The organism is Lentzea sp. (genome assembly GCF_036380075.1).
Lineage (GTDB): Bacteria > Actinomycetota > Actinomycetes > Mycobacteriales > Pseudonocardiaceae > Lentzea.
Genome location: NZ_DASVFL010000233.1, coordinates 1 through 21,130, shown reverse-complemented (window position 1 = coordinate 21,130; position 21,130 = coordinate 1). Strand labels below are relative to the sequence as shown.

The following is a 21,130-nucleotide window of genomic DNA, read 5'->3' as shown; positions in this document are numbered from 1 at the left end:
ACTCTCCCCATGCGCATCCTCGTTGTCGACGACGATCGGGCGGTCAGGGAGTCACTCCGCCGTTCGCTCCAGTTCAACGGCTACCAGGTCGAGACCGCCGGAGACGGCATGCAGGCACTGGAGTCGGTGACGGCCGCCAGGCCGGACGCGATGGTGCTCGACGTGATGATGCCGCGCCTCGACGGCCTCGAGGTGTGCCGCAGGCTGCGCAGCACCGGCGACGACCTGCCGATCCTCGTGCTCACCGCGCGCGACGCCGTGAGCGACCGGGTGTCCGGTCTGGACGCCGGTGCCGACGACTACCTGCCGAAGCCGTTCGCGCTGGAGGAACTGCTGGCGAGGCTGCGGGCGCTGCTGCGGCGTGCCGCCCACGACGACGCCGCCGCGACGCAGTCGGCGGCCGTGCTCAAGTTCGCCGACCTGGAGCTCGACCCGTCCACCAGGGACGTCCGCCGCGGCGACCGCCCGATCAGCCTCACCCGCACCGAGTTCGCGCTGCTCGAGCTCCTGCTGGCGCACCCGCGCCAGGTGCTCACCCGCAGCCGCATCCTGGAGGACGTGTGGGGATACGACTTCCCGACCTCGGGCAACGCTCTCGAGGTCTACGTGGGGTACCTGCGCCGCAAGACCGAGTCGGAGGGCGAGCCGAGGCTGATCCACACGGTGCGCGGGGTGGGCTACGTCCTGCGGGAGACACCTCCGTGATCCTCGAACCCCAGGGGCGCCTGCAGAGGGCGTCGCTGCGGGCTCGTGTCACCTGGCTGGCGGCGTTCTGCGTCGCCGGTGCCGTCGCGCTGGTCTCGTTCGGCGCGTACATGATCGTGCGCAAGAGCGTGTACGACGCCCTGAACGAGAGCCTGCGCACCCGTGCGGTGGCCGTGGCGGCCGGCGAGAAGATCAACACGCCGGACTTCGTCGGCAAGTACCCCGCGGCGTTCCTGGCCGCGGGCGACGTGAAGATGGGCGTGCTGCTCGCCGACAGCGGCCAGCTGCTCTACCCGCAGGGCTCCGACCGGCCGCCGACGGTCGAGGAGGCGTGGGACGTCGCCCAGGGTGAGCGCGACGAGTTCATCTGGACCGACAACAGGACCGAGTCGCGGGTCATCGCCGTCAAGTACCAGCCGGGCCAGGCGATCATCATCGCCCAGTCGATGACGCCGCAGCGCACGACGCTGGCCAAGCTCAGCGTGGTCCTGCTGATCGTCGGCGGCGCCGGCGTGCTGCTCGCGGCCATCGCGGGAACGGCCGTCGCGCGCACGGGTCTGCGTCCGGTCCAACGGCTGACAGAGGCCACGGAACGGGTGGCGAACACGGGAGACCTGACGCCGATCCCGGTGTCGGGCGACGACGAGCTGGCGCGGTTGACGCACAGCTTCAACGCGATGCTCGGCGCCGTCGCGGAGTCGCAGGAACGACAACGCCGCCTGGTCGCCGACGCGGGCCACGAGCTGCGCACGCCGTTGACGTCCATGCGCACCAACCTGGAGCTGTTGCTGGCGTCGGAACGCCCCGATTCCCCCACTCTGTCCGAAGAGGACAAATCGGAGATCCAGTCGGACGTCCGCGGCCAGCTCGACGAGCTGACCACGTTGATCGGCGACCTGGTCGAACTGGCCCGCGAGGACGCCCCGCAGGTCATCCACGAGCCCGTCGACCTCGTCGAGGTGGTAGAACGGTCGCTGGACCGCGCGCGCCGCCGCGCCTCGAACGCCGTGACGTTCGACGTGCAGCTGCAACCGTGGACACTTCTGGGTGATTCCAGTGCTCTCGAACGCGCGGTGCTGAACCTCCTCGACAACGCGGTGAAGTTCAGCCCCTCGGGTTCCTCGGTGCGGCTGAACCTCCGCCAGGTGGGCGACGGCAGCGCCGCGGTGGAGGTGGCGGACGCGGGCCCCGGCATCGCGGACGCCGATCTACCTCACGTTTTCGAGCGGTTCTACCGTTCGTCCGAGGCGAGGACCCTGCCCGGTTCCGGCCTGGGACTGGCCATCGTCAAGCAGGTGGCACAACGGCACGGAGGCACGGCGACGGCGGGCAGATCCCCCGAAGGCGGTGCCCTGTTCACGTTGCGCCTACCCGGACGTCCGTAAGGTGGGGCGTGTGAGTCATCGCGTGAACGACGATTCTTCGTCGAGCTGGGAGACGACACCTCCCGCCGGGGACGGCCCGGAGCGCACCACGCGCTTCTCGACGTCCAGGTCGTCCGCTTCGACACCTCCGCCCGCTTCGTCCTCCTCGTCGGCTTACGACGAGGACCAGGTGCCGAGGTTCTCGAGGAAGAAGAAGAAGCAGCCGTTCTGGAAGGAACTGCTGGTCATCTTCAGCGTGGCGCTGCTGCTGACCGTGGTCATCCAGACGTTCGTCGCGCGCGTGTTCGTCATCCCGTCGGCCTCGATGGAGACGACCCTGCACGGCTGCACGGGCTGCGTGAACGACAAGGTGCTGGTCGAGAAGATCACGTACCTGTTCAACGACCCGCGCCCCGGCGACGTGATCGTCTTCCGCGGCCCGCCGAACTGGACGGGCGGCAAGGAGCCCCCGAACTTCGTGGTCGGCACCCTGCAGGACCTGGGCTCGATGGTGAACATCTCCGAGCCGAGCGGCACGGACTTCATCAAGCGCGTCATCGCCGTCGGCGGCCAGACCGTCGAGTGCTGCGACGACCAGGGCCGCGTGATGGTCGACGGCAAGCCGCTGGACGAGCCGTACCTGAACTTCGGCGGCGGCCCGCGCCAGCAGGACTCGTTCGAGAAGGTCACCGTCCCCGCGGGCAAGCTGTGGGTGATGGGCGACAACCGCAACAACTCCTCGGACTCGCGCAAGCACGGCGACCCGACTCCCGCCGACGGCGCGATCCCGATCGCCAACGTCGTGGGCAAGGCGCGGGTGATCGTGATCCCGGTGGGGCGTTGGGGCGGCATCTCCGACTACAACCCGCAGACCGGCGGCAAGTAGGACTTCCGCACGTACGCGAAGGGGGCGGGGACCACGTGGTCCCCGCCCCCTTCCCGTTGCGTTCCGGTTCTCAGCCCTTCGTCGACCCCAGCGTCAGTCCGCCCACGAACTGCCGCTGCAACACGAAGAACACCACCAAAGTGGGCAAAGCCACCAGCAGGGACCCGGCCGCGATCAGGTTGTTGTCGGTGAAGAACGTCCCCTTCAGGTTCTGCAGGGCAGACGTCACGGGCATCTTGTCCCCGTCCTGGATCAGCACCAACGCCCACAGGAAGTCGTTGTAGATCCAGGTGAACTCGAGAGTCGCCAACGCGGCCAGCACGGGCCGGCACAACGGCAGCGTCAGCTGCCAGTACTGCCGGAAGACGGAAGCCCCGTCCACCCGAGCCGCCTCGGTCAGCTCGTACGGGATCGTCTTCATGTAGTTCGACAGCACGAACGTGCAGAACCCCATCTGGAACGCGATGTGGATCAGGATCACGCCGAGCTGCGAGTCGATCAGCGACCCGCTCTCCGACACCCATTCCGGCACCTCGATCAGCCGGTACAGGCGCCACAGCGGCGTCACGATCACCTGCTGCGGCAGCAGGTTGCCCGCGGTGAACAGCATCAGCAGCGCGATGTTGAACTTGAAGCTGAAGCGGGACACGCCGAACGCCACCATGGAGCTCAGCCCGAGGGTCAGCACCACCGCCGGGAGCGTGATCAGCAGCGTGTTCCCGTAGAAGTGCGGCAGGTCGCCGATCTCCCACGCCTTCGCGAAGTTCTCGAACGTCAGCGACTTCGCGACGGAGAAGTAGCCGTTCACCGACGTGTCGTCGTAAGTGCGCAGCGACGCGTAGACCGCCCACAGCAGCGGTGCCAGCGTCATCAGGCACGTCAGCACCAGGAAGACGTGCAGCGCGACGCGGGCGGGAGTCACCGGTCGCTTCTTCGGCGCCGGCGCCGGGGGCCGTTCCAGGGTCGCCGTCACGTCCGGTTCTCCTTGCTGAACACCTGGTACAGGTACGTGATGATGAAGCCCAGCGAGATCGTCAGCAGCACGACGGCCACCGCGGAACCGCGGCCGATGCGCGACGCCTCGCCGATGATGTTGTCGGTCACCAGCACCGACAGCAGCTCCAACCCGTTGCGCCCCTTGTTGATGACGTACACGATGTCGAACGCGCGCAGCGCCTCGATCACCGTCACCACGAGCACCACGATGTTGACCGGCTTCATCACCGGGAACGTGACGCGGAAGAACGTCTGGGAGGCGGAGGCGCCGTCCAGGGCCGCCGCTTCCTTCAGCGCCGGGTCGACGGACTTCAGGCCCGCCAAGTACAGCAGCATGATGTAGCCGGTGTGCCGCCACGCCGCCGCGACGAGCACGGCGTAGAGGTTGATGTCCGAGTCGCCGATCCAGTCGACCGGTTTGTCGAGCCCCAGCACGGAGTTCAGCAGGCCGCCGTCCGGCGTGTAGATCAGCTGCCAGATGAAGCCGACCAGCGCGAGCGACAGGACCATCGGCATGTACAGCGCGCTCTGGTAGACGCGGCTGAACCTGATCTCGCGGTCCAGCAGCACGGCCAGCAGCAGGCCCGCCGACGTCGGCACGACCAGCAGGAACAGCAGCCAGATCACGTTGTGCTGGACGGCCGGCCAGAAGCGCGGGTACTCGGTGAAGATCTCGACGTAGTTGCCCACGCCGATCCACTCGATGTCCTCGAAGCCGCCGATGCCGTTCCACCTGCTGAACGACAGCGCGACCGAGCCCAGCGTCGGGATCCACACGAACAGCAGGTGCACGACCGTGGGGATGCCGAGCATCAGCGCGAGCACCAGCTTGTCCGTGCCCGCGAGGGCGGTGGCACGTTTTCCACGCCGACGAGGCGGCGGCCCGTCGGGGGCCACCGCCTTCGGCTTCTCCTGCAGTGCGGTCACTTGAAGATGTTCTTCGCCTGGTCAGCCATGCCCTTGAGCACGGAGTCGACGCTGTTCGGGTCCTTGATGAACGCGATCAGGCCGTTGGTGGCGGCCTCGCTCGCGAAGCCCGGGTCGGTGTCGCGGTCGAGGAACTGCGTGATGTGCTTCGCGTTCTTGATGACCTCGGCCGCCTTCTTCTGCAGCGAGTTGTAGCTCGAGGTGTCCGCCTTCTGGTTCGTCGCGACCACGGACGAGTCGGACTTCAGGTAGGTGAGCTGCGGCTCGGCCGTCGACAGGTACTCGAGCAGCTTGAGCGCGCCCTCGGAGTTGCCGGGCTTCTTCGCCATCATGTAGCCGTCGATCGGCGCCTCGACCGTGTCGGTGCCGTGCGTCGGGTTGATCTCCGGGAACGGGAAGAAGTCGAGGTCTTCCTTGTCGGCGTCCGGGAACTGCTGGCCGAGGAACGAGCCGAGCAGGTACATGCCGGACTTCTTCTGCTGCAACGACTGCGCGGCTTCCTGCCACTCGCGGCCGAGCGCGTTCTCCTGGTGGAACGGCAGCAGGCGCTTCCAGGTGTCGAAGACGTCCTTGACCTTCTTGTCCTGCCAGTCTTCCTTGCCGGCCAGCAGGTCCACGTGGAACTGGTAGCCGTTGATGCGGAAGTTCAGCTGGTCGAACGTGCCCATGCCCGGCCAGCCCTGCTTCTGCGCGAAGGCGATCGGGATGAGGCCGTCGGACTTCATCTTCGTCGACAGCGCGACGAGCTCGTCCAGGTTCTTCGGCACCGCGTAGCCGCGTTCCTGCCACAGGCTCTTGCGGTAGAACATGCCCCACGGGTACTGCGTGAACGGCACGAAGTACTGCTTGCCGTCCGAGCCCGTCGACGCCTGCTTGAGCGCGTCGGAGTAGTTGCCGCCGATCTTGCCCCACAGGTCGCTGAGGTCGCCGGTGAGGCCCTGGTCGGCGAAGAACCGCATGCGGTAGCCGGCGAACCACGCGAGCACGTCGTCCGGCTTGCCCTGCAGGTAGTTGTTGATCTGCTCCTGGTACTGCTCGTGCTGCTTGGTGTTGATCGTGACGGACAGGCCGCCCGACTGGCCCTCGAAGCCCTTGAGCGCCGCCGTGATCGCGTCCTTCGGCACCTGGTCGGACAGGTTGTTGCCGAAGGTGACCACCTTGGAGTCACCGCCGGAGCTCGAACCGCTGCCGCACGCCGCGAGAAGACCACCGGTGGCCGCGACGCCCGCGCCCGCCATCATGGCCCGCAGCATCGTGCGCCGCCCGAATTGCGGTAACGGAGTGGAACCAGGCGTGTACCGAACCATCATCGCTCCTACAGGTGACACCCGCTCGTGCGAACCGAACAGGACTCAAACAAAGTTGCGCACAATGTGGTCGCAGTCATACATCATGTCAAGTCCCGTTACGGAGCTGTTAAACCCGTGCACAGCGCGCTTCTCGGCCCTCACCCGGTGCGGCGGCGGTTCAACCGCTGAACAGACCCAAACGCGAACTTGTGTTTGCTTGTGTTGACGTTGGGGGTTGTTGTCGTCCACGCTTGCCGCCGTGACGACTTGGCCAACCGACCTGCCAGGCCTCGGCTGGGGTGCTGACTACAACCCCGAGCAGTGGCCGGAACACGTCTGGGCCGAGGACGTCCAGCTCATGCGCCGCGCCGGGGTGACCATCGTGAGCCTCGGCATCTTCAGCTGGGGCCGGATCGAGGTCAGCAAGGGCGAGTACCGGTTCGACTGGCTCGACCGCGTGATGGACCTGCTGCACGCCGGCGGCATCCGCGTCGACCTCGCGACCGCGACCGCCGCGCCCCCGCCGTGGCTCACGGCCGAGTACCCCGAGATGCTGCCGGTCCGCGCGGACGGCGTGCGGCTCTCGCACGGCTCACGGCAGGCCTACTGCCCGTCGTCGCCCATCTACCGCGACCGCTCGACGGCGCTGGCGTCCGAGATGGCCGCGCACTACAAGGGCCACCCCGCGCTGGCCGCGTGGCACGTCGGCAACGAGTACGCGTGCCACGTGAAGCGCTGCTACTGCGACACCTGCGCGGCCTCGTTCCGCGAGTGGCTGTCGGGCCGCTACACGCTCGACCAGCTCAACGACGCCTGGTCCACGGCGTTCTGGAGCCAGGGCTACACCGACTTCGCGCAGGTCCTGCCGCCGCGGGTCACGCCGACGTTCTCCAACCCGGCCCACGTGCTCGACTACGACCGGTTCACCGACGACGCGATCCTCGAGCTGTACAAGTCCGAGCGCGACGTGCTGCGGATGATCACGCCGGACGTGCCGGTCACCACGAACTTCATGGCCAACTGGACCTTCGGCGACCTCGACTACTGGAAGTGGGCGCGCGAGGTCGACTTCGTCTCCAACGACCACTACACCGAGGCCCAGTCGCCCGACCGGCACGTCGAGCTGGCGATGTCCGCGGACCTCGTGCGCGGCCTCGCGGGCGGCAAGCCGTGGCTGCTGATGGAGAACTCGACGTCCGCGGTCAACTGGCAGCACCGCAACATCGCGAAGCTGCCGGGGGAGATGCGGCGCCACTCGTACCAGAACATCGCCCGCGGCGCGGACGGCACGCTGTTCTTCCAGTGGCGGCAGTCGCGCGGCGGCAGCGAGCGCTACCACTCGGCGATGGTGCCCCACGCCGGCACGGACACCAAGGTGTACCGCGAGGTCTGCGAGGTCGGCGCCGAGTACGCGAAGATCAGCGACGTCGTCGGCTCCACTGTGGACGCCTCGGTCGCGGTCCTCTACGACTTCCAGTCCAACTGGGCCCTGCGGCAGGACGCGCACCCCACGGCGGACTTCGACTACTACCGGCACGTCCTCGGGTACTACAAGGCGCTGTGGCAGGCCGGTGTCACGGTCGACTTCGTCGCTCCGGGCACGAACCTGTCGGCCTACTCGCTGGTCGTCGTGCCGGCGTTCTACGCGGTGTCCGACGCGCACGCCGCCGTGGTCGCGGACTACGTGGCGGGCGGCGGGCACGTCGTCGTCACCTACCTCTCCGGCGTCGCCGACGAGTACACGCGAGTGCGACTCGGCGGCTACCCCGGCGCGTTCCGCGACGTGCTGGGCGTGTGGTCGGAGGAGTTCTTCCCGCTGCGGCAGGGCGAACGCGTCTCGCTGACGGACGGGTCGACCGCCTCGCTGTGGACGGAGCACCTGCACACGCGCACCGCCGAAGTCGTCGCCTCGTACACCGACGGGCCGTTGCCCGGGGTGGCCGCCGTCACGCGCAACGCGTTCGGCAACGGCGTCGCGTGGTACGTCGCGTGCGACCTCGACGAGGACGGTCTCGGCCGAACGGTGGAAATCGCGCTTTCCGGTGCGGGCGTTGCGGTGTCGCGCGGCGAGATCGAGGTTGTCCGGCGCAGGGGCGACGTATCGTGGCTCTTCGCCGTCAACCACTCCGACACCGACGCGCAGATCGAGGCGTCCGGTGTCGACGCGTTGTCCGGCGAGCAGGTCTCCGGGCACCTCACCGTGCGAGCCGGGGACGTCGTCGTCCTCAGGGAAGAGGTGTGAGGTGCTGGCACGTCAGCGGCAAGCGGTGATCATCGAGGAGGTCCGCCGGACCGGTGCCGTGCGGGTGAGCGACCTGGTGGTCCGGCTCGGCGTCTCGGACATGACCGTGCGCCGCGACCTCGACGTGCTCGCCTCGCGCGGGCTGGTGGAGAAGGTTTACGGCGGCGCCACGTCCGTCGTCGGGCGCTCGACCGACGAGCCCGGGTTCGAGGCCAAGTCGGTCCGGCAGCTGCCCGAGAAGGAGGCGATCGCGGCGCTCGCCGCGGGCCTCGTGCGTCCCGGCACCGCCATCGGCCTGTCCGCGGGCACGACCACGTGGACGTTAGCGCGTTTCCTCGACGACATCCCGGACCTCACGGTCGTGACGAACTCGATCCGCGTCGCCGACGTGCTCCAGCAGAGCGGGCGCACCGACCGGACGGTGGTGCTGACCGGTGGCGTGCGCACGCCGTCCGACGCGCTGGTCGGCCCCGTGGCCGTCAACGCGCTGCGGTCGCTGCACCTCGACGTGGTGTTCCTGGGCGTGCACGGCATGGCCGAGCGCTCCGGCTTCACCACCCCGAACCTCAACGAGAGCGAGACGGACCGCGCGCTAGTCGACGCCGCCGGGCGCGTGGTCGTGGTCGCGGACCACACGAAGTGGGGCACCGTGGGCATCTCCACGATCGCCGACCTCGACGAGGCGCACGTCCTGGTGACGGACGAGGGTTTGCCGGACGACGCACGGGCGATCCTCACCGAGCAGGTCGGCGAGTTGGTGTTGGCTCATGTACCGGGAAGTGGCGAGGAGTTGGCGTGAGGCGTACCGCGGGGAAGCTGGCGGACGGCCGGGAGATCATCTACTTCGACGACAGCGCTGAGGCGCCACCGCGGGTCGCGGTGGACACGCGGGACCTCCCCGCGACGCAGCCGATGTCCGAAGTGCGGCTGGACCCGTTGACCCGCGAGTGGGTCGCGATGGCGGCGCACCGCCAGACGCGCACCTACAAGCCGCCGGCGGACCTCTGCCCGCTGTGCCCGTCGACGCCGGGCAGGCCCACCGAGATCCCCGAGTCCGAGTACGACGTCGTGGTGTTCGAGAACCGGTTCCCGTCGCTGGCGCAGAACGTGCCGGACGTGCCGTCCACTGTGGATGGTGAGGAGCTGTTCGTGCGCGCGCCCGGCCGCGGACGCTGCGAGGTCGTGTGCTTCACCTCCGACCACAACAAGTCGTTCGGTGAGCTGTCCCGGTCGCGCGTGCGCACCGTCGTGGACGCGTGGGCGGACCGGGTGGCGTTCTTGTCAACGTTGCCAGGGGTCGAGCAGGTCTTCCCGTTCGAGAACCGCGGCGAAGAGATCGGCGTGACGCTCTCGCACCCGCACGGCCAGATCTACGCCTACCCGTTCGTGACGCCCAGGACCGAGCGGATGCTCTCGGCGGCGCTGGACTACCACGCCGAGCACGGCCGTCCGCTGTTCGGCGACGTGCTGGAGGCGGAGCTCCGCGCGGGCGCGCGGGTGGTGGAGGAGTCGGAGCACTGGGTGGCGTTCGTGCCGGCCGCCGCCCGCTGGCCCGTCGAGGTCGTGCTGGCGCCGCGCCGCCAGGTGCCGGACCTCGCCGCTCTGTCCTCTGTGGAGCGTGACGACTTCAGCGCGCTCTACCTGTCGGTGCTGCACCGCCTGGACGCCCTGTACGACCGCCCGCTGCCCTACATCGCCGCCTGGCACCAGGCGCCGGTGAACGCGGGCCGCGAGGAGATGTGGCTGCACCTCCAGGTCTTCTCGGTGCTCAGGACCAAGGACAAGCTGAAGTACCTCGCGGGCTCCGAGTCCGGCGAGGCCGTGTGGATCAACGACGTGACGCCGGAGCAGATCGCCGAGCGGCTCCGGGGAACACACAAGTAGCTCCCAGGCTGGTTTAAGGCTGCTCTCAGGACGACACCCGAGACTATGGGCATGACCGAGAGCAACAAGCCAGCGCAGCAGCCGGAAGAGCCCCACTCCGCGCCGACGAGCGCCGGTCAGACAGACTCCGGCGCGCGGGAGCAGGGCCCGTCCTCGCCGGAACCCGGCCGGCCGGATCCCGTGCAGGGGGGATCCGGCCAGGCCGGGACGTACCACGGCCTGGGCGACCCGCCCGCCTCCTTCACTTCGGCCCAGCCGCAGGTGCCCGCACCTGACGCGGGCCAGGCGCAGCTCGGCGGGTCCGGACCCGGCCAGCAGCTTCCTCCGGCAGAGTCCGGCCAACCCCACCCGCTCGGCCTCGGCGCCACCACGGCGCAGTTCGGCGCGGAGCAGCCCCGCGGTCCCTTCGCGGGACCTCACACGGGCCCTCAGCCGACGCCACCTCCCGGGCCGCAGACGGGGCAGTTCTACCTCCCGCCCGGCTACCAGTCGTCCGTCCCGCCGCGCCCCAAGGGCCGCGGCAAGGTCGTGGCGGGTGTCGCGGCCCTCGTGCTGCTCGTCGGCGGGCTCTCCGGCGGTCTGGGCGGCTACCTGGGCTACAACTTCGCCAACGACTCGTCGGCCGTGAGCTCGCTCGACACGCCGCGCGCCGCGTCGCAGACCAGCAACGCCCCGGCCGGTTCGGTCGAGGACGTGGCGAACAAGCTGCTGCCGTCCGTCGTGCAGATCCAGGTCGTGACGCGGACCGGCGCCGGTGAGGGCTCGGGCTTCGTGATCTCCAGCAACGGCCAGATCGTGACGAACAACCACGTCATCGAGGGCGCTGCCACCGGCGGCAACATCAAGGTCGTCTTCCAGGACGGCAAGACCGCCACCGCGAAGATCCTCGGTCGCGACCCGAGCTCCGACATCGCCGTCATCCAGGCCGACGGCATCTCCGGCGCTCCGGTCGTGCAGCTCGGCAACTCCGGTGACCTGAAGATCGGCCAGGGCGTCGTCGCGATCGGCTCGCCGTTCGAGCTGTCCGGCACCGTCACCTCGGGCATCGTCAGCTCGCTGAACCGCCCGGTCTCCGCGGGCAGCGACAACCGCAACTCGCAGGCCACCGTCCTCAACGCCATCCAGACCGACGCCGCGATCAACCCGGGCAACTCGGGCGGGCCGCTGGTGAACATGCAGGGCCAGGTCGTCGGCATCAACTCGGCGATCTACAGCCCGAGCTCGGCCAACGGCCAGGCCGGGTCCGTGGGCATCGGCTTCTCGATCCCGATGGACCAGGCGCGCCGCACGATCGACGAGATCGTGAAGACCGGCAAGCCGAAGCAGACCGTGCTCGGCGTGAAGGTCGAGTCGTCCGAGCAGGGCGCCAAGATCACCGAGACCACCGCCGGCGGCGCGGCGGAGAAGGCTGGGCTCAAGGCCGGCGACGTGATCACCAAGTTCGGTGACCGCCGCATCGACGAGTCGGACACGCTGGTCGCCGCCGTCCGGTCGAAGGCTCCCGGCGACAAGGTCACCATCACGCTGTCCGACAGCCGGACCGTCGAAGCCACTCTCGACGGCGTCGACGTGCAGTAGGTCGGGGGCGCCGGGTTCCGACCGCCGCCGCCGTCGGAACCCGGCGTAACCACCCGAGGGCCGTACCTGTGAGCACCTGCCCCGCGCACAGGTACGGCCCTTCTTACGTGCTGGTGACGGCCACGGGCTTCCGCGGCGTTCGTGGCTTAGCGTGGTGGTGTGGTGGAAAGGGTTCTGGTCGTCGACGACGACACGACGGTGCGGGACGTGGTGCGCCGGTACCTCGAACACGCCGGGTACGAGGTCGAGCTCGCCGGTGACGGGGAGCAGGCGCTGCGCTCGATGGCCGCGCACGAGCCGGACATCGTGGTCCTGGACCTGATGCTGCCGGGCATCGACGGCCTGGAGGTGTGCCGGCGGATCCGGGAGCGCGGCAGCACGCCCGTGGTCATGCTGACGGCGCTGGGCGAGGAGGAGGACCGCATCGCCGGGCTCCAGATCGGCGCGGACGACTACGTCACGAAGCCCTTCAGCCCGCGCGAGCTCGCGTTGCGCGTCTCGTCGGTGCTGCGGCGGGCTCACCGGTCCTACGAGCCCCGCGTGGTGCGCGACGGCGACCTGGTGCTCGACGTGGCCGCGCACACCGCCACGCTGGACGGCAGGCCGTTGCAGCTGACCACCCGCGAGTTCGACCTGCTGGCGTTCTTCATCGGCAACGCCGGCAAGGCGTTCGGCCGGGCCGAGCTGCTGGAACGCGTGTGGGGCTGGCAGTTCGGCGACCAGTCGACCGTGACCGTCCACGTGCGACGGTTGCGCGAGAAGATCGAGCAGGACCCTGCGAAGCCCCGCCGGCTCAGCACGGTGTGGGGCGTCGGCTACCGGTACGACCCGTGTTCGACAGGCTGAGCCGCGTCTCGCTCACCACCGCGATGACCGTCATGGTCATCGTGCCGGTGGTGGCGACCATCGCCGGCGTGCTGGTGGTCAGCGGGTTCATGTTCACGCCGATGCTGAACGCCGCCCTGATGGCGTGCGCGCTGGTCGGCCTGGTCACCGTGCCGTTCTCGATCATGCTGGGCCGCGCCATCGCCCGGCGCACCATGTGGGAGCGCGAGGCGGAGGCGGCACGGCGGCAGCTGGTGGCGTGGATCAGCCACGACCTGCGGACGCCGCTGGCCGGCATCAGGGCGATGACGGAGGCGCTGGAGGACGGCGTCGTGTCGGAGCCGGGCGAGGTCGCCGTCTACGCCAAGCAGATCGCCCAGGAGGCCGACCACCTGTCGAAGCTCGTGGACGACCTGTTCCAGCTCTCGCGGATCACCGCGGGCGCGCTGAACCTGTCGATGCACGACGTCGCGCTGGCCGACGTGGTGAGCGACGTGGTCGCCGCGTCCCGCCCGGTGGCCGCGCGCGAGGGAGTCCGGCTGCGCGCCGACGCCCGCGGGTGGCCGGTCGTGCGGGGTTCCGATCCGGAACTGATGCGTGTCGTGCGCAACCTCGTGTCCAACGCGATCCGCCACACACCCGAGGGCGGCTCGGTGGCCGTCCAGGTCGATGTGGACGGACCCGACGCGGTGGTGCGAGTGGACGACGCGTGCGGCGGCATCCCCGACGACGTGCTGCCCCAGGTGTTCGAGGTGGGCTTCCGCGGCTCGTCCGCGCGCAATCCCTCCGGCGCCGGACTGGGCCTTTCCATCGCGCGGGGGCTCGTCGACGCCCACCACGGGCGCATCGGGGTGCAAAACCACGGTCCTGGCTGCCGCTTCGAAGTCCGACTCCCGCTACGGTGATCGCATGGAACGCAGCGCGCAGCGCCTTGGCCGCGCTTTGGTCGTGATCGTGGACGACCGGGTGGCGCACGGCGAGCAGGACGACAACTCCGGTCCCCTCGTCACCGAACTTCTGGAAGAAGCGGGCTTCATCGTCGACGGCACCGTCGCGGTCGAGGGTGAGGTGGTCGACATCCGGGCCGCCCTCAACACGGCCGTCATCGGCGGCGTCGACCTGGTGGTCACCGTGGGCGGCACAGGCGTGTCCCCGCGCGACGTCACCCCCGACGCCACGCAGGGCGTGCTGGACCGCCCGATCCACGGCATCGCCGAGGCCCTCCGCGCCTCCGGCCTGGCCGCCGGCGCGGTCGACGCGGGCATCTCGCGCGGCCTGGTCGGCGTCTCCGGCAGCACGCTGGTCGTGAACCTCGCGGGCTCGCGCTCCGCGGTCCGCGACGGCATGGCGACCCTGTCGGCGTTGGTGCCCTACGTCATCGAGCAGCTGAGCGGTCTTGACGAGGAATGACCCGGTTGAGCCGGCCGACGACGACGCTGCGGTGAAGCGTCGTCGCCGGTTGGCCGAGGTGTTCGGCGACGTGCTCCCGGAGACGACGTCGGACGAGCGCGGTGGCGGGTCGGCCGGGTCGGAGGACCGGGAGGCCTGGTACCGCGAGAACAGGCCGCCGCACCACGGCGGCTGATGCCGCGGGACGAGCACGCCGGAAGGCGGCTGCGGTTTCCGTTGAGCGGGCCACTCCGGCTGGCTGACCGAAGGACCCTGGTGCGGGCGGGCGTACGTGCGCCTCAGAGCTGCCGCCAGCCCGAAAATCGGGCTGCGTGTCGCGCACGCCTTGCGCGACGCCAAGCCGGCGTCGTACGCGGTGCCTGCCGTGTCCGTCGCCCGCGTCCTGCGAGGTTCGCCCAGAGCTCTCACCCCGCGCCACCACCGCGCGCGGGTCGAAAACGTGTTGGGCCGGCCGCCACCCGGCGACGAGCGGCGGCCGGGAGGGGTCAGACCTTCGGGGCTCGCACGTCCGTCGTCGGCTGGACCACGGTGGTCTGGTGGCCCTGCTGGGCCGCCAGCAGGTCGCGGATCTCGATCAGCAGCTCGACGTTCGTCGGCTCGGCCGGGCCGGCCTCCTCGCCCCTCTTGCGGCGCTCCTGGATCTTCTTGATCGGCAGCACCAGGACGAAGTAGACGACGGCGGCCACGATCACGAAGTTGATCGCCGCGTTGATGACGTTGCTGAAGTCGAGGTACGTGTCCTCCTTGCCTTCTCGCAGCTGGACACCGAGGCCCTTGGTCTCCGCGCTGCCCAGCGCGGCGATGAGAGGCTTGATCAGGCTCGTGGTGAATGCGGTGACGATCGCGGTGAACGCGGTGCCGATGACCACGGCTACAGCCAGGTCGACGACGTTCCCGCGCATCAGGAAGTCCTTGAATCCCTTCAGCATCAGCGGAGAGTAACGGCTAAAGCATGATCCAGTGACATCGCGGCCACACGATTTGCATCAAGTCTTGGCAACGTGAGGACGACGACCTGCCCGCGCGTCTCCCGCACCGCCGCGTTCTCGGCCAGCACCTCGCCGGTGGACGTCACCACGTCGACGCGGCTGCCCGGCCGCACTACGCCGGCCAGGCCCTGGTCAGCGACCTCGACGGCCACCGACGCCGAGTCGGGGGTGGCCGGTGCCAGGTCCAGGTCCGTCAACGGGACGCCCGCCCGCGCGGCCTCGGTCAGCGTCCGGCCCACCAGGTCGGACACGCCGGGGAACGACCCGGACACCGGTGTCTCGAACGACACCAGCCGGAGGTCGGAGTCGGCCAGCGGGACGCCCGGCGGCAGGTCCCGCGAGGCGACGACGGCCGGATGACCCACGTCCGGCCAGAAGGCCGTCAACGCGGCCAGCAGCGCCAGACCGGAAGCCAGGAACCGGCGCCACACGACGGAAGGGCGGCGGCGCAGCAGTGAGCGGACTCGGTCGGGCAGCGTGGGGGAAAGGGTCATGCCCTCGACGGTAGGGCCGTCGAGGGCACGGGAAGCGGGGCTGGTCGCAAGTTGTGGACAACTCGCGATCTTCAGGAGGCGGCAGCCGCCGGAGCGCTCTTCGAAGCCGAGGACGAGGACGACGAGGACGACTTCGAGTCCGACGAAGACGACGACTTCGAGTCCGAGGAGGACGAAGACGACTTCGACTCGGAGGACGACGTCGAGGACGTGCTCTTCGACGAGCCGGAACGGCTGTCGGTCCGGTAGAAACCGCTGCCCTTGAACACGACACCGACGGCGCCGAAGAGCTTGCGCAGCTTGCCAGAGCACTCCGGGCACTCGGTGAGGGAGGCGTCGCTGAACGACTGCACAGCCTCGAACCGGTGCTCACACGCGGTGCAGGCGTACTGGTACGTAGGCACTGGGTTCGCTCCTAGATCTGGCACTCGACCGTTGTGAGTGCCAACACGATTTTCGCTCAGATCCTTCCCCGAGCGCAAACACCCCCGGCCAATCTCACAGCCGGCGCAGGCCGCCGGAGGGCGTGAGCACGTGGTCCATCCGCACGTCATGATCTTCGGCGGGGACCGAGGGCAGCACCTCGCAGTCCCTCACCACGCCCACCAGCGGTGCTTTGACCAGCGGCAACGACCGGTCGTAGTGCCCGCGACCCTTCCCGAGCCGCACCCCGGACACCGACACCGCCAGCGCCGGCACGAGCACCAGGGAGGCTCCAGCGATCGCCGAGGCGCCGAGCCGGGGACCGGTGGGTTCGAGCAGCCGCAACGCCGCCGGCGCGAGTCCGCCGGGTCCGGTGTGGACCGCCCAGTCGAGTGGCGAGTCACCCGTCACGACCGGCAGCAGCACCCGGCACCGCAGGCCGTCGAGCCACGACGCGTCACCCGGCTCCGATCCGACCGGCAGAAAAGCGCACACCGTCTGATCAGGCCGGACGTCGAGAGCGTCCACGTGGGCCCGCAGCGCGGCGGCCTCGGCGGCGCGCACCTCGGGCGGCAGCGAGCGCCGTGCGGCCAGCAACGCTGAACGCAGAGTGGCCTTCCGGTCACGAAGATCGGACGTCATGGTGGGTATCCCCCGGTATGTCGTTAGCATCGCAGCCCATGAGCAGCGCCTTCCACACCGCTATCGTGCCCGCGGCAGGTCTGGGCACCCGTTTCCTCCCCACGACCAAGGCCGTGCCGAAGGAGTTGCTGCCGCTGGTCGACACCCCGGCCATCGAGTACGTGGCCAGGGAGGCCGCGGAGGCGGGCGCGAAGAAGCTGGTCATCGTGACGTCGCCGACCAAGGCGTCGGTCGCCGACTACTTCGACGCGAACCCCGACCTCGAGCAGTCGCTGACCGACAAGGGCAAGTCCGACCTGGTCGAGAAGATCCGGCGCGCCCCGCAGCTGATCAAGGCCGAGACCGCGATCCAGGAGCAGGCGCTGGGCCTCGGCCACGCCGTCGGCTGCGCCGAGGGCAACCTGACCGGTGAGGACGAGGCCGTCGCGGTGCTGCTGCCCGACGACATCATCCTGCCGACCGGCGCGCTCAAGAAGATGGCCGAGGTCCGCCAGGAGAAGGGCGGCACCGTCCTGCTGGCGTTCGACATCCCGCGCGAGCAGATCTCCGCCTACGGCGTCTTCGACGTCCGCGACACGGGCAACGACGACGTCAAGCAGGTCGTCGGCATGGTCGAGAAGCCCAAGCCGGAGGACGCGCCGTCGACGTTCGCCGCGGCCGGCCGCTACCTCCTCGACCGGGCGATCTTCGACGCCCTCAAGCGCATCACGCCGGGCGCGGGAGGCGAGCTCCAGCTCACCGACGCCATCGCGCTGCTGATCAACGAGGGTCACCCCGTGCACGTCGTCGTGCACCGCGGCGGACGACACGACCTCGGCAATCCCGCGGGATTCCTGCGCGCTGCGGTTGACTTCGCACTCGAGACCCCGGAGTACGGACCCGATCTGCGCGAGTGGTTGCGGGAACGCCTCGACAACTCCTGAGCGCGAGGACCAACACACATGAGGTCAGTGGACGAGCAGCTCGCCAGGGTGATCGCGGCCGCCGTGCGGCCCGCGCCCGTGCGGGTGGCGATCTCGGAGTCGCAGGGCCTGCTCTGCGCCGAGGAGGTCGTGGCCGAACGCGCGTTGCCCGGTTTCGACCAGGCGGCCGTGGACGGCTACGCAGTGCGCAGCGTCGACGTGTCCGGGGCGAACGCCGGCCCCGTGCAGCTGCCGGTCGTGGGCGAGATCCCGGCCGGCTCCCGGCAGCCGCGCCGGCTCCAGCCGGGCCAGGCCGTGCGGATCGCGACCGGCGCGCCGTTGCCGACGCTGGCGGACGCGGTCGTGCCGCTCGGCTACACCGACGGCCACCAGGCGAAGGTGACGGTCAACCGCAGCGTGCCGTCCGCCGGGTTCGTCCGCCGCACCGGCGAGGACGTGCAGACCGGGGACGTCGCCGTCCGCCGCGGCGCGTCCATCGGTGCGGCCCAGGTCGGCCTGCTGGCCGCCGTCGGGCGCAACAAGGTGCTCGTCCACCCGCGCCCGCGGGTGTCGGTGATCTCGCTCGGCGAGGAGCTCGTCGACGTCGACCGCACGCCAGGCCAGGGCCAGGTCTACGACGTGAACTCCTACGCGCTGGCGGCCGCCGCACGCGACGCGGGCGCCGAGGTCAGCCGGGTCGGCATCATGTCGGCCGACCCGCGCCGGCTGCGCGAGGTCGTCGAGGGACGGCTGCTGCTGTCCGAGATCGTCGTGATCGCCGGAGGCGTGGGCGGCACCATCGGCGACGAGGTCAAGGCCGCGCTGGCCGAGCTCGGCGACATGGACGTCGGCCGCGTCGCCATGCACCCCGGCTCCGCGCAGGGCTTCGGCCGGCTCGGACCGGACGCCGTGCCGACGTTCCTGCTGCCCGCGCACCCGATGAGCGCGCTGGTCGTGTTCGAGGTGCTGGTCAGGCCTCTGATCAGGGCCGCGCTGGGCAAGAAGAACCCGTACCGCCGCGCGGTGTCGGCGCGGCTGCTGTCGCCGCTGCAGTCGACGAAGGGCCGCAGGGGCTTCCTGCGCGGCCAGCTGCTGCGCGACGCCGACAACGGCGAGTACCTGGTGCAACCGCTCGGCACGTCCGGGTCGCACCTGCTCGCGTCGCTCGCCGAGGCCAACTGCCTGGTCATGGTCGACGAGGACGTCACCGAGGTCTCGGTCGGTGACGAGGTCCTGGTCAGCTTCCTCGCCCAGCGGGGCTGACGAGCGGCGGGGGATGAGCGCTTTCTCCGATCTGGGACGCCACCCCGGCTGGCCGGTCCGGCTGGGGCCCGTCGAGGTGCGCGCGGGCACCGTCACGCTGCGCGGACCCCGGCTCTTCGACGGCTCCGCCTGGTCGCGGCTGCGGATCCGCGACCGCGCGTACCTGGAGCAGTGGGAACCCACGGCGCAGGAGGGCTGGGACGAGCGCAACGCGACGCTGTCCTGGCCCGCCCAGTGGTCGTCGCTGCGCTCCATGGCCCGGCGCGGCAGCACCCTGCCGTTCATGATCGTGGTCAACGGCGAGGTCGCCGGTCAGATCACCGTCGGCAACATCGTCCGCGGCTCCCTCCAGTCGGCCTGGATCGGCTACTGGGTGGCCGCTGACCGGGCGGGCGGAGGCGTCGCAACGGCCGCCGTGGCGTTGCTCACCGACCACGCCTTCCGCAGCGCTGGTCTGCACCGGCTCGAAGCGACCGTCCGCCCCGAGAACGGCGCCTCCCTCCGCGTTCTCGCGAAGTCCGGATTCCGGGAGGAAGGCCTCTTCAAGCGTTATCTGGATGTTGCGGGACAGTGGCGCGACCACCTCTGCCTCGCCCTCACGACCGAAGAGGCCTCGGATGGCCTAGTGCGCCGTTTGGTCGCACGCGGAGAGGCCCGTCTTCCCTGACGACTGCTGCCGTATGTCGTAATCACTTCACCCAAAAGTGGGTGATACACCACACTTTCGTACGCACCGAGTTCGGCGAGCCTCCGACACAGGTGTGACTGTTGTGACTAGCGTGGTGAACAGCACCACGCGTGGGCCGGGGGAGGTGTACGGGGAATGCCGAGTTCGCTGATCATCGTCGCGCTGGTCGTGGCGTGGCTGGTGGTCCTCGTCCCCATGCTGGCCCGCAAGCGCCAGGAGAGTGCGCGCAGCGTGGGGGAGGAGTACGACGCCATGCCAGACGCCGAGTACGACGACATCCACGACATCGACGACGACTACTTCGACGAGGAGGAGTACGTCGAGCGCCCCTTCCGGCGCGGCCGCGGTGGCTACGACCCGGAGACCGCCGCGCTGGTCGCGCAGGCGAAGTACGCGTTCCGCCGCAGAGTGATCGCGTTCCTGCTGGTCGCCGCCGTGGTGACGGGAATCGTGGCGGGCGTGTTCTACGCGCCGCTCTGGTACGGCCACGCCGCGCTCGACCTGGTCGTCGTGGGCTACCTGACCTACCTGCGCCGCCAGGTGCGGATCGAGGAGGAGATCCGCGCCCGCCGGCTCGCCCGCCTGCAGCAGGTGCGCCGCCGTCGTGCTACGGGCCCGCAGCCGCAGCAGGAGGCGTCCGCTCCCGTCGCCGAACCCTCCCAGGAGGAGGCCGAGACCACCCAGGTCGAGGTCGTGGTGGTCGACGAGAAGCCGGCGTTGCCGCCGTTGCCGCGCTACGAGCACCACGTCCGGCCGGGCACGATCCCGGTCGACTCCGACGACGAGGACCCGGTCTTCGTCGAGCTGGACGGGCTCGAGTCGCTGCGGTACCGGGGTGCGGTGGGGGCTTAGGAGGGGGTGGTGAAAACACCCCCTCCGAGACTGCTATAGTTCTCTCGTAACACCGCAAGGGGCTGTAGCACAGTTGGTAGCGCGTCTCGTTCGCATCGAGAAGGTCAGGGGTTCGATTCCCCTCAGCTCCACGTAAGAAGAGGGCCGGTAGTCACCACGACTACCGGCCCTCTTCGTTTGTCCGTTGTGGACGGTGCGATGCTCCGTCCGGGTGACGCGGGTAACACCTCGCCGCCGGTGTCGCGATGTGCTGCTCGTGACCGCACCCGTGCTCTGGCAACGACTGCCGCAGAACGCCTGCCGCACCGCCCTCGCGATCTCGGCGGTGTTCCCGCTGGCGATCGTCGCGGCCTGCGGCCAGCCGTCCACCGATCTCGCGAGCGCCACGAGCTCGCTTTCCGCCACCACCACGACGACGAGCACGACCTCCTCCACGACGACCACGACCACCGCGCCGCCGCCGGTCACCGTCGAGTCCGTCGTGGACGGTCGCACCGTGGCCCTGTCGAACGGCACCAAGCTGGTGCTGCAGGGCCTGGCCGCTCCCGGCGAGTGCTGGGCGTCGTCGGCGGTCGAGTTCGCGACGAAGACGTTGGTGGGCAAGCCGGTCAAGGTCGTGGGCGGTCAGCTGCAGCTGGCCGACGGCGCGGACTACGCGGTCCTCGCGGCCGGTCAGGGTGCCGCTCGTGCGGTGGACGGGGCGGAGGCCGCGATCTCGGCTGCCGCAGCGGTGGCGAAGCAGTCCGGGCTCGGGTTCTGGGGAGCGCCGTG

General features: G+C 69.7%; 22 protein-coding genes, 1 tRNA gene and 1 pseudogene. 17 read left to right on the top strand and 7 right to left on the bottom strand.

The features are described 5' to 3' along the window. Positions 1-9 precede the first annotated feature (9 nt). The 3 genes from VF330_RS25650 to lepB are packed head-to-tail and all read left to right on the top strand — an operon-like array spanning position 10 to position 2,955. Positions 10-705 carry a response regulator transcription factor gene (locus tag VF330_RS25650; RefSeq protein WP_330854231.1) on the top strand — a complete coding sequence of 232 codons (696 nt, stop codon included), beginning with the start codon at positions 10-12 and terminating at the stop codon, positions 703-705. Next, the gene (locus tag VF330_RS25645; protein ID WP_414675455.1) at positions 702-2,090 is read left to right on the top strand and encodes a sensor histidine kinase; all 1,389 of its coding nucleotides are present in this window, start codon (positions 702-704) and stop codon (positions 2,088-2,090) included. The genes VF330_RS25650 and VF330_RS25645 overlap by 4 nt, the downstream gene beginning before the upstream one ends. A gap of 10 nt (positions 2,091-2,100) precedes the next feature. Next, positions 2,101-2,955 (top strand): signal peptidase I, encoded by an 855-nt coding sequence (lepB, locus tag VF330_RS25640; RefSeq protein WP_330854230.1) that lies wholly within the window; start codon positions 2,101-2,103, stop codon positions 2,953-2,955. Between the two features lie 70 nt (positions 2,956-3,025). On the opposite strand, the gene VF330_RS25635 is transcribed toward lepB, so the two are convergent. The 3 genes from VF330_RS25635 to VF330_RS25625 are packed head-to-tail and all read right to left on the bottom strand — an operon-like array spanning position 3,026 to position 6,185. Next, positions 3,026-3,928, bottom strand: coding sequence for a carbohydrate ABC transporter permease (locus VF330_RS25635; protein WP_330854229.1), 903 nt, complete (start codon positions 3,926-3,928; stop codon positions 3,026-3,028). Beyond that, positions 3,925-4,878: a sugar ABC transporter permease gene (locus tag VF330_RS25630; protein WP_330854228.1), complete on the bottom strand. Its 954-nt coding sequence runs from the start codon at positions 4,876-4,878 to the stop codon at positions 3,925-3,927. Before VF330_RS25630 ends, VF330_RS25635 begins: the two co-directional genes overlap by 4 nt. Beyond that, the gene (locus VF330_RS25625) at positions 4,875-6,185 is read right to left on the bottom strand and encodes an ABC transporter substrate-binding protein (protein WP_330854227.1); all 1,311 of its coding nucleotides are present in this window, start codon (positions 6,183-6,185) and stop codon (positions 4,875-4,877) included. The genes VF330_RS25630 and VF330_RS25625 overlap by 4 nt, the downstream gene beginning before the upstream one ends. Before the next feature lie 241 nt (positions 6,186-6,426). Here VF330_RS25625 and VF330_RS25620 point away from each other — a divergent pair, with 241 nt between their 5' ends. The 8 genes from VF330_RS25620 (at position 6,427) to VF330_RS25585 (ending at position 14,281) form a co-directional block, all read left to right on the top strand. Continuing rightward, a complete protein-coding gene (locus VF330_RS25620; protein WP_330854226.1) occupies positions 6,427-8,409 on the top strand; it encodes a beta-galactosidase in 1,983 nt (660 codons plus the stop codon). A gap of 1 nt (position 8,410) precedes the next feature. After that, on the top strand, positions 8,411-9,208 hold the full coding sequence (locus tag VF330_RS25615; RefSeq protein WP_330854225.1) for a DeoR/GlpR family DNA-binding transcription regulator: 798 nt from the start codon (positions 8,411-8,413) through the stop codon (positions 9,206-9,208). Further along, a complete protein-coding gene (gene galT / locus VF330_RS25610; protein ID WP_330854224.1) occupies positions 9,205-10,293 on the top strand; it encodes a galactose-1-phosphate uridylyltransferase in 1,089 nt (362 codons plus the stop codon). The genes VF330_RS25615 and galT overlap by 4 nt, the downstream gene beginning before the upstream one ends. 51 nt (positions 10,294-10,344) lie before the next feature. After that, positions 10,345-11,871 carry a S1C family serine protease gene (locus VF330_RS25605; RefSeq protein ID WP_330854223.1) on the top strand — a complete coding sequence of 509 codons (1,527 nt, stop codon included), beginning with the start codon at positions 10,345-10,347 and terminating at the stop codon, positions 11,869-11,871. Positions 11,872-12,030: 159 nt separating this feature from the next. Continuing rightward, positions 12,031-12,717 (top strand): response regulator transcription factor, encoded by a 687-nt coding sequence (locus tag VF330_RS25600; RefSeq protein ID WP_330854222.1) that lies wholly within the window; start codon positions 12,031-12,033, stop codon positions 12,715-12,717. Positions 12,718-12,740: 23 nt separating this feature from the next. Further along, complete coding sequence (locus tag VF330_RS25595; protein WP_330854251.1) at positions 12,741-13,601, top strand: HAMP domain-containing sensor histidine kinase; 861 nt, start codon at positions 12,741-12,743, stop codon at positions 13,599-13,601. A gap of 4 nt (positions 13,602-13,605) precedes the next feature. Next, positions 13,606-14,106 carry a MogA/MoaB family molybdenum cofactor biosynthesis protein gene (locus tag VF330_RS25590; RefSeq protein ID WP_045311897.1) on the top strand — a complete coding sequence of 167 codons (501 nt, stop codon included), beginning with the start codon at positions 13,606-13,608 and terminating at the stop codon, positions 14,104-14,106. Positions 14,107-14,137: 31 nt separating this feature from the next. Then, on the top strand, positions 14,138-14,281 hold the full coding sequence (locus tag VF330_RS25585) for a hypothetical protein (RefSeq protein ID WP_330854221.1): 144 nt from the start codon (positions 14,138-14,140) through the stop codon (positions 14,279-14,281). A gap of 310 nt (positions 14,282-14,591) precedes the next feature. Here VF330_RS25585 and mscL read toward each other — a convergent pair whose 3' ends face one another. The 4 genes from mscL to VF330_RS25565 all read right to left on the bottom strand — a co-directional run bounded on the left by mscL (position 14,592) and on the right by VF330_RS25565 (position 16,654). Next, the gene (gene mscL / locus VF330_RS25580; protein ID WP_330854220.1) at positions 14,592-15,035 is read right to left on the bottom strand and encodes a large-conductance mechanosensitive channel protein MscL; all 444 of its coding nucleotides are present in this window, start codon (positions 15,033-15,035) and stop codon (positions 14,592-14,594) included. Next, the gene (locus tag VF330_RS25575) at positions 15,035-15,589 is read right to left on the bottom strand and encodes an SAF domain-containing protein (RefSeq protein WP_330854219.1); all 555 of its coding nucleotides are present in this window, start codon (positions 15,587-15,589) and stop codon (positions 15,035-15,037) included. Before VF330_RS25575 ends, mscL begins: the two co-directional genes overlap by 1 nt. Before the next feature lie 71 nt (positions 15,590-15,660). Next, on the bottom strand, positions 15,661-15,993 hold the full coding sequence (locus VF330_RS25570) for an FmdB family zinc ribbon protein (protein WP_330854218.1): 333 nt from the start codon (positions 15,991-15,993) through the stop codon (positions 15,661-15,663). A 94-nt stretch (positions 15,994-16,087) separates the two neighbouring features. Beyond that, complete coding sequence (locus tag VF330_RS25565) at positions 16,088-16,654, bottom strand: 5-formyltetrahydrofolate cyclo-ligase (RefSeq protein ID WP_330854217.1); 567 nt, start codon at positions 16,652-16,654, stop codon at positions 16,088-16,090. Positions 16,655-16,692: 38 nt separating this feature from the next. On the opposite strand from VF330_RS25565, the gene VF330_RS25560 reads away from it, so the two are divergent. The 6 genes and pseudogenes from VF330_RS25560 to VF330_RS25535 form a co-directional block, all read left to right on the top strand. Beyond that, positions 16,693-17,577, top strand: coding sequence for a UTP--glucose-1-phosphate uridylyltransferase (locus VF330_RS25560; RefSeq protein ID WP_330854216.1), 885 nt, complete (start codon positions 16,693-16,695; stop codon positions 17,575-17,577). 18 nt (positions 17,578-17,595) lie between these two features. Next, positions 17,596-18,819 carry a gephyrin-like molybdotransferase Glp gene (gene glp, locus VF330_RS25555; RefSeq protein ID WP_330854215.1) on the top strand — a complete coding sequence of 408 codons (1,224 nt, stop codon included), beginning with the start codon at positions 17,596-17,598 and terminating at the stop codon, positions 18,817-18,819. 13 nt (positions 18,820-18,832) lie between these two features. Then, entirely contained in the window at positions 18,833-19,486 is a 654-nt protein-coding gene (locus VF330_RS25550) for a GNAT family protein (protein ID WP_330854214.1), read from the top strand. Positions 19,487-19,642: 156 nt separating this feature from the next. Continuing rightward, positions 19,643-20,359, top strand: a complete 717-nt coding sequence (gene glpR, locus VF330_RS25545) for a gephyrin-like molybdotransferase receptor GlpR (protein ID WP_330854213.1) — start codon at positions 19,643-19,645, stop codon at positions 20,357-20,359. Between the two features lie 58 nt (positions 20,360-20,417). Next, positions 20,418-20,490 (top strand) — tRNA-Ala (locus tag VF330_RS25540). Positions 20,491-20,615: 125 nt separating this feature from the next. Continuing rightward, positions 20,616-21,130 (top strand): annotated as a pseudogene (locus VF330_RS25535) (calcium-binding protein); the annotation flags it as partial.

Coding starts and splice junctions, on each gene's coding strand:
- VF330_RS25625 (WP_330854227.1), bottom strand. CDS start 6,185: ATGGTTCGGTACACGCCTGGTTCCACTCCGTTACCGCAATTCGGGCGG.
- glp (WP_330854215.1), top strand. CDS start 17,596: ATGAGGTCAGTGGACGAGCAGCTCGCCAGGGTGATCGCGGCCGCCGTG.
- VF330_RS25590 (WP_045311897.1), top strand. CDS start 13,606: ATGGAACGCAGCGCGCAGCGCCTTGGCCGCGCTTTGGTCGTGATCGTG.
- VF330_RS25605 (WP_330854223.1), top strand. CDS start 10,345: ATGACCGAGAGCAACAAGCCAGCGCAGCAGCCGGAAGAGCCCCACTCC.
- VF330_RS25550 (WP_330854214.1), top strand. CDS start 18,833: ATGAGCGCTTTCTCCGATCTGGGACGCCACCCCGGCTGGCCGGTCCGG.
- glpR (WP_330854213.1), top strand. CDS start 19,643: ATGCCGAGTTCGCTGATCATCGTCGCGCTGGTCGTGGCGTGGCTGGTG.
- VF330_RS25560 (WP_330854216.1), top strand. CDS start 16,693: ATGAGCAGCGCCTTCCACACCGCTATCGTGCCCGCGGCAGGTCTGGGC.
- VF330_RS25650 (WP_330854231.1), top strand. CDS start 10: ATGCGCATCCTCGTTGTCGACGACGATCGGGCGGTCAGGGAGTCACTC.
- VF330_RS25565 (WP_330854217.1), bottom strand. CDS start 16,654: ATGACGTCCGATCTTCGTGACCGGAAGGCCACTCTGCGTTCAGCGTTG.
- VF330_RS25575 (WP_330854219.1), bottom strand. CDS start 15,589: ATGACCCTTTCCCCCACGCTGCCCGACCGAGTCCGCTCACTGCTGCGC.
- mscL (WP_330854220.1), bottom strand. CDS start 15,035: ATGCTGAAGGGATTCAAGGACTTCCTGATGCGCGGGAACGTCGTCGAC.
- VF330_RS25595 (WP_330854251.1), top strand. CDS start 12,741: ATGACCGTCATGGTCATCGTGCCGGTGGTGGCGACCATCGCCGGCGTG.